Consider the following 7,121-nt stretch of genomic DNA (forward strand, 5'->3'; position numbering starts at 1 on the left):
CTGCCCAGCCTACCTGACGATACCGTTTTTCGCCATGGGCGATGTCTCGTCCGCGACACAAACTGCATGCTCCGACTGGATTCCTCCTGCCGCTTTTGCTAGCGAAATACAATGAGCAATCGATTGCCGCCCGCTTGGGCAAAGCACCTCAAAACCCAGTCTACATCGCGCAAGGTCGTATCGCCGAAAACTGCACCACCGCAAAGGCAGCCAAAAGCCGGTTCAGCTCGCGGCCATTCCGACGATATGGCACTGCGGCAGGCGCTAGAACTCCAGAAAGCTGAACGATTGGCTGAGGCAGAGGAACTCTGCCAGCACGTGTTGGCGCGCACGCCGAACCATCCGTTGGCTCTCTATATCCTGGGAACGCTCGGCCTCGGCTACGACGACGAGAAAGCTTTGCGATATTTCGCCAGGGCGGTCGGCGAAGAGCCTGGAAACCCTTACTACCACCTTAGCCTCGGCGAGATTTATTTGAAGCTCAGCGAATTTACGCCGGCGATTAAGCACATTCAGCAGGCCTTGGCATTGAAGCCGGATCTGGTGGAAGCGCTTTGTGCCTTGGGTAATGCTTACAATGCGTTTGACAAAGGAGAAATGGCGCTGCCGCTCTTCGAGAAGGCGCTCAAGATCAATCGTGATCATCCTCTCGCCCGGATGGGGCTGCCCCACGCGCTCGCAAGTCTCGGTCGTATGGACGAAGCCGCGGTTCATCTGAAAGAGGCAGTAGAAAGGCGCATTGCCGTGCCAAACGCGTACAACGCACTTGTACACACGCGCAAATTCACCGAAGAGCCGCCGGAACTCACGGCAATCCTGACGGAACTTCGAGACCCGGCCCATGGAGCGCAAGGAGCGGCAGCGCTCCATCACGCGGCTGGAAAGTTGCTCAACGACCTCCGTCACTACAATGAGGCGATGGACCACTTCAAGAAAGGAAATCAAGCCGGAGGCCAAAAATTCGATCTGGAAAACTACCGCCGGTGGGTGGATGCCATGATCGAAACTTTCACTCCGGAAATGGTGGCCTCAATGGCGGCTCATGGCAGCCCGTCGGAGGTGCCTGTATTCGTTGTCGGCATGCCTCGCTCGGGAACGACACTGACCGAACAGATCTGTGCCAGCCATCCCAATGTTCATGGCGCCGGCGAACTCAGCAAGCTCAGACGGATGGCCAATGGGATCGGCCTCAAGGGCAGCTCCGAGACAGACCCCGGCAAATCGGTCACGACGATTACTCCCGAACTGACCAAGATGCTGGCAGCAGAACATCTTGCCTACCTACGTCGGCGAGCGCCTGACGCGCTTCGAATCGTAGACAAGATGCCCCACAATTTCGAGCTGATCGGCCTGGTCGGCATTCTTTTTACCAATGCACGCATCATTCATTGTCGTCGCGATGCCATCGACAATTGTGTCTCCTGCTTTGTTCTGCAATTCAGTACAGCGCACAGCTACAGCGCCGACCTTCAGACGCTAGGTCTTTACTACCGCGAGTATGATCGTCTGATGCGGCATTGGACAAAAGTTCTTCCGGGTCGCATCTTTGAAAATCGCTATGAGACGTTGATTGAAAACCAAGAGGAGCAGTCGCGTCGTCTCATAGATTATCTTGGCTTGCCATGGGACAACGCCTGCCTGCGCTTCTTTGATAGGGACAGCTCGGTAAATACCTACAGCCGCTGGCAGGTTCGCCAGCCGATCTACAAGTCCTCCGTCAAGCGATGGAAGAATTACGAAAGCGAGATTCAGCCGTTGATCGACGCTTTGGGAGATTTGGCTGAGGTTTAACAAACATTTGCATCGCTTCATCATCCTAGGGTCTAGACCCAAACAAGGTTCATCTGATTCAATGGCTTGATCGAAAGTTGGGGGATCAAGGCGGTGGATGCGAGCTTGTTTTGGTCAACGATGAGCAGTGGGCGAAGATTGTCTCGCATTTGCCGACAAACGTCATGACGATCGGCTGCCGCTGGCAGGATTCCCCGAAGGACTGGTCCGCACAAGACGGTCTACAACCGCTTTGCGCGGTGGAGAGAGGGAGTTTGGCAAAAGATATTCGAAAGCGTCGCCACGCCTGACGATCCGCCTGAACAGGCGGCCTTGGATTCCAGCCGTGTAAAGGTTCACCGCTGCGCTCACGGCGGAAAAGGGAGCCGATTTTCAGGCGATAGGCCTCACGAAAGGCGGCCAAACAGCAAGATTCACGCGATAATCGACGAATCCTGCCGACCTTGGGCGCTCATCCTCACGCCCGGCAACACTGCTGATTGCATGATGGCTTACAAGAACCGCAACGCCGTCGAGCGCTGTTTCTGCAGGCTCAAGACTGGCGTCGCATCGCCACGCGATACGACAAGCTCGCGCAAAACTTCTTTTCGGGCCTTTGCTCCGTCGCTACCCTGCCGAGTCCGGACCCCAAGCGAAGCGGAGCGCAGACCCTGGATCCTGTGACTTTGCCGAACGGCCCAGTGGTCCAGAACCGGGTACCCTGCGTCGAGTTCCTTCTCGCCCCTTCGCAGCAGCTGCGCCGCCGCTGCGGAGGGCGGGCAGGCCAGAGGGGCTGTCCCTCGGGCGCCGCGCAATATCCCGTGCCGCGGCTGCACTCGCGGGCCAAGGCATGAACTGCCGGGCCTGCGCGGTTCGCGTCGCTACCGCTCCGCGCTAGGATGACGAAGCCCTGGACTGTCGCTCGCGCGACCTCGATCCAGATAATCGCGTCGCCTAATATGAAAAAACCCGGCGGTTGCCCGCCGGGTTCGATTTCAGTCAGACGCTGCTGATTAGAACGAGCGCTGGAAGCGGAGCATGCCGCCGACGCTGTTCTTTTTGTCGGCGCCGGTCCAGTTGACGTTGGTGAAGCTGGCCGGATCGTCGAAGCGACCATAGTGGTCGTAGTCAACTTCGGCCGTGACCGTGAAGCCTTTAACGATGTCGTAGGTAACGTTCGCCGCAACGCCGTAGTTCTTGTCGTCGTCACCCGACACCTGGAGGTTGAACGCGGTCTTCTCGTTGAACTTGTACGTGCCGCCGGCCCACCAGGCCCAGTTGCCGCCCCATTGCTTGTAGAAGCCGCGGCCACGCGCCGAAATCACGTTGGCCGGGTCATTGAGGTTGTTGTCCGAGCCGTAGCCGAACATGGCGAACAGCGAGATCGCGTCATTGACGTTCACGTCCAGGCGGACCTTGCCGGCGGCTTCTTCGTAGTTGCTGTCATAAGCAACGACGCCGCTGATCGCACCCCAGCCTTGCGTCCACTTCACACCGCCGACGACATGCGGAACATAGCTGTCGATGGTGCCGACAGTGCCGGAGCCTTCTTCGAGCGAGACCACGGCCGAGAAGCCGTTGCCGGCGTCGAAGTAATACTGGACGACATTGGTGTCGAAGTCGCCATAGGGGACGATCGTGTCGTTGATGACGTTGCCGGCATAGCCGATGAACGTATCGAAGGCCGATTCGTCCTTACCGACACGGAGACCGCCGAGCTGGATCCAGGCGAAGTTCAGCGAAATGCCGCTGTTGCCGGCCGGATTGTCGTTAACCACGGCGGGAGCCAAAGTAGTAGCCGGAGTGAAGGAGGCGCCGCGGTTGTGGTTGCCGAAGTTGAAGCGGGTCTCGGTGTAGGTCTTCAACGTGCCGAGCTCGGTTTCCTGGCCGGTCCAGGTCTTCAGCGTGAAGCGCGTATGCTTGAACCAGGTGTTGTGGATGTCGCCATCCTGGTGGTCGACTGACCTCGCGCCGTCGAACGAGCCGACGTCGCCAAGGCCGATATCGTAACGGACGTAGCCGCCGATGCGCAGGCAGGTTTCGGTGCCGGGGATGTAGAAGTAGCCAGCGCCGTAGACGTCGCAGATCTTGACGTATTCAGCGGGTTCCGGCTCGGCGACGACGACGGCGTCGGCGGCGCGCGCACCGGAAACTGCGATCAGGGCCGCAGCGGAGCCAAGAAGAAGGCTCTTGATGTTCATTTTCTGACCTCCAGTCAAAAGTTAAAAAACGGGTCTGGGTATTCTTTGCTGAAGGACAGCGTTCCCTGCCCCATCCCCACTACCGAAAAAGATGCGCACCGCGCCGCTCCTTCGAACACGACATTACCCATGAGGCGGCGGCGTTCAACAACGATCGTACCGGCGAAAGGGCTGTTCGGCTGCTATCCCCTAGCGTTGTTGCACAAATGACACGATTTGGCCTCACTCAGAAAGCTCTCGTTAACCATCAGGCCCGCCGCAACCGGCGATTTCCCGCCAAATCCGGCGATCGGCCGACGGAATCATGGCGGTGTCCCGAGTCGCCAGCCAGGGAATTGCCGCAGAACCGCCGCATCGCGCAGAATCGCGGTCCGGCGCGTTGTTATTTTTCCACATAATGGCGCGGGCTTGTTGATTGTGCCGGCGCTTTTCTTTATCCAGCGGCGCAACGGAGAGGTGGCCGAGTGGTCGAAGGCGCTCCCCTGCTAAGGGAGTAGAGGTCAAAAGCTTCTCGTGGGTTCGAATCCCATCCTCTCCGCCATCCTGCTTCGCAGCACTCGTGCAGCCTCCGCGATGTTCCTGCAATAACAAAGGGATATGCAGAAACGAAGCCGTTCCAACAGCTTCGCCCGACGCCTTTCGGGCCGCTGTTTCGTTCGATTCTGACTGGAGGTCAGAAAATGAACATCAAGAGCCTTCTTCTTGGCTCCGCTGCGGCCCTGATCGCAGTTTCCGGTGCGCGCGCCGCCGACGCCGTCGTCGTCGCCGAGCCGGAACCCGCTGAATACGTCAAGATCTGCGACGTCTACGGCGCTGGCTACTTCTACATCCCCGGCACCGAAACCTGCCTGCGTATCAGCGGCTACGTCCGTTACGATATGAGCGGCGGCGATGTCGGCTCGTTCGACGGCGCTCGGCAAAATGACGTGCGGAGCGGCAAGGACCAGGGCACCTGGGCCAAGAATGCCCGCTTTACGCTGAGGACCTACACCGGCCAGGAAACCGAACTCGGCACCCTGAAGACCTACACCGAGACCCGCTTCAACTTCGGCAATGGCCAAGGCGACTTCACCAATGGTAGCGGCACCGGCGTCGACCCCGCCCACAATAAGGGCGCATCGCTGAACTTTGCCTGGATCCAACTTGGTGGCCTCCGCGTCGGTAAGGACGAGTCGGCCTTCAATACGTTCATCGGCTACGCCGGCGACGTCATCAACGACACGCTCGTTCCCTATGGCGACTTCGACACCAATGTCGTCCAGTATTACTTCGACGCAGGCAACGGCTTCTCGGCCGTGGTCTCTCTCGAAGAAGGTGCTGGTGACGGCTCAGGCTTGGAAGCTGTCGGCACGATCGACAGTTACGTTCCGCATGTCGTCGGCGGCGTGAAGTGGACGCAGGGCTGGGGCGGCATCAGCGGCGTCGCTTCTTACGACAGCAACTACGACGAGTTCGCCGGCAAGGTTCGCTTGGACGTAAACGTGTCCAGCGCACTGTCGCTGTTTGTCATCGGCGGCTACGGTACCGACAGCCACCTGACCGACTCGGGTTATGATCGCGGCTTCTACAAGCAGTGGGGCGGCCACTGGGCGTTCTGGGCTGGCGGCACCTACAAGGTCAACGAGAAGACTGCGCTCAACCTCCAGGTGTCGGGTGATCAGTTTAAGAACTACGGCGTTGCGGCTAACGTTGCCTATGAGGTTGTTCCCGGCCTGAAGGTCACTGGCGAAGTTGACTACCTCCATGACGGCAGGTTCGGTCAGCCGGACAACTCCAACTGGACCGGCGCCACCAAGAAGAACAGCGTCGGCGGCATCCTCCGCTTCCAGCGCTCCTTCTAAGGGCTGGTTCCTTACAGGTGAAATCCAGCCCGGGCGCACAAACGCCCGGGCTGTTTTTGTTTCGTGACTGGGTCAACGCAAACGCAAGGAACAGGGGGAATCGATAGCTGAACTAATCCGCGGGACGATTTCGTGGGATCCGCAGATGGGCGGATGAGATCACGACCGCGTGATTTAATCTCTTGAAAGGACGCTTCCAAGCGGATAGGGCTGATCTATCCACTCGGGGGTGTGGACAATAATGACCAACGAAGCGATTCAAGAGGGTGTGCCCTCTGACTATTTTACGGCGTTCTCTTCTTCGAAGATCAAATACACCTACAACGAGATCAGAGAAGTAAAGTCGTATCGGGTCGGAGAGCTTTTTTCGGCGTATCGAGACATATTGTGGGATGATGGGCGGCATAAATATAATGTCAGCTCTTTCATCGGCGAAATAGATGAGCTCCTCCTTGGGGAGCGTTTCAGCGCCTTTGACCAGAGTACCCTGGATAACCTTATCGGCACCTTGCGCCAGCGCGGCAACAGCAACGCAACCATCAATCGAAAGATGGCTGCCCTTAGCAAACTGCTGCGCAAGGCCTACAAGATGGGAGACATCCACAGCCTGCCCGAGTTCCGCCGCCAGAAGGAGCGGGCGGGACGGATTCGCTTCCTTGAAAGAGACGAAGAGGCGAGGCTGTTTGCTGCCACCAGGAGCCGCAGCGAAGACGCTTACCGGCTTTCCGTTTTCCTGGTCGACAGCGGATGCCGTCTTGGCGAGGCGCTCGGGCTGATCTGGAACGACATCCAGGAACATCGGGTCAGTTTCTGGATCACCAAGTCCGGCCGTAGCCGCACCATTCCGATGACCGAGCGGGTCAAGGAAGTCATCAAGCTGCCCCCGACCGAGGGGCGCCGGCCCAAAGGCCCGTTCACCAAATTGAGCCAGGCCCAGTACCGTGCAATCTGGAACGAGGCGAAAGCCGAAGTGGGCCTTGGTGCTGACGACCAGGTCGTGCCGCATATCTTGCGCCACACTTGCGCCTCGCGTCTTGTCCAGGGCGGCATAGACATCAGGCGCGTCCAGATGTGGCTCGGCCACCAGACGCTGTCGATGACCATGCGCTACGCGCACCTGGCCACCAATGATCTCGATGGTTGCGTCACCGTGCTCGAAACGCCTCGGAGCAGCGGTGCCGATAGCGATTTGGTCGTCCCGGCAGCTCCCGCCAAGACACCTGACAAGGCACCTAGAGCATCGGGCGATTAACATGCAACGTAGCCTGCCTGTTTGAGATAGTTCCAGCATTCGGTTGGATCGAACATG

At 58.6% G+C, this 7,121-nt stretch carries 4 protein-coding genes, 1 tRNA gene and 1 pseudogene; 5 read left to right on the top strand and 1 reads right to left on the bottom strand.

The genetic code is table 11. From position 1 onward, the window contains the following. The first annotated feature begins 111 nt into the window (after window positions 1-111). Both FJ548_RS03430 and FJ548_RS03435 read left to right on the top strand, forming a co-directional pair. Complete coding sequence (locus FJ548_RS03430; RefSeq protein WP_140611138.1) at window positions 112-1,791, top strand: sulfotransferase; 1,680 nt, start codon at window positions 112-114, stop codon at window positions 1,789-1,791. A gap of 77 nt (window positions 1,792-1,868) precedes the next feature. After that, a pseudogene (locus FJ548_RS03435) lies at window positions 1,869-2,387 on the top strand (transposase); the annotation flags it as partial. Between the two features lie 396 nt (window positions 2,388-2,783). On the opposite strand, the gene FJ548_RS03440 reads toward FJ548_RS03435, so the two are convergent. Then, entirely contained in the window at window positions 2,784-3,971 is a 1,188-nt protein-coding gene (locus FJ548_RS03440; RefSeq protein WP_140699745.1) for a porin, read from the bottom strand. A 450-nt stretch (window positions 3,972-4,421) separates the two neighbouring features. Here FJ548_RS03440 and FJ548_RS03445 point away from each other — a divergent pair. The 3 genes from FJ548_RS03445 to FJ548_RS03455 all read left to right on the top strand — a co-directional run bounded on the left by FJ548_RS03445 (window position 4,422) and on the right by FJ548_RS03455 (window position 7,064). Further along, window positions 4,422-4,512 (top strand) — tRNA-Ser (locus FJ548_RS03445). Between the two features lie 139 nt (window positions 4,513-4,651). Then, window positions 4,652-5,812, top strand: a complete 1,161-nt coding sequence (locus FJ548_RS03450) for a porin (RefSeq protein WP_140776809.1) — start codon at window positions 4,652-4,654, stop codon at window positions 5,810-5,812. Between the two features lie 241 nt (window positions 5,813-6,053). Further along, window positions 6,054-7,064 carry a site-specific integrase gene (locus tag FJ548_RS03455; protein ID WP_246678546.1) on the top strand — a complete coding sequence of 337 codons (1,011 nt, stop codon included), beginning with the start codon at window positions 6,054-6,056 and terminating at the stop codon, window positions 7,062-7,064. The last annotated feature ends 57 nt before the right edge of the window (window positions 7,065-7,121 follow it).

This window comes from Mesorhizobium sp. B2-4-17 (assembly GCF_006441275.1).
Classification (GTDB): domain Bacteria; phylum Pseudomonadota; class Alphaproteobacteria; order Rhizobiales; family Rhizobiaceae; genus Mesorhizobium.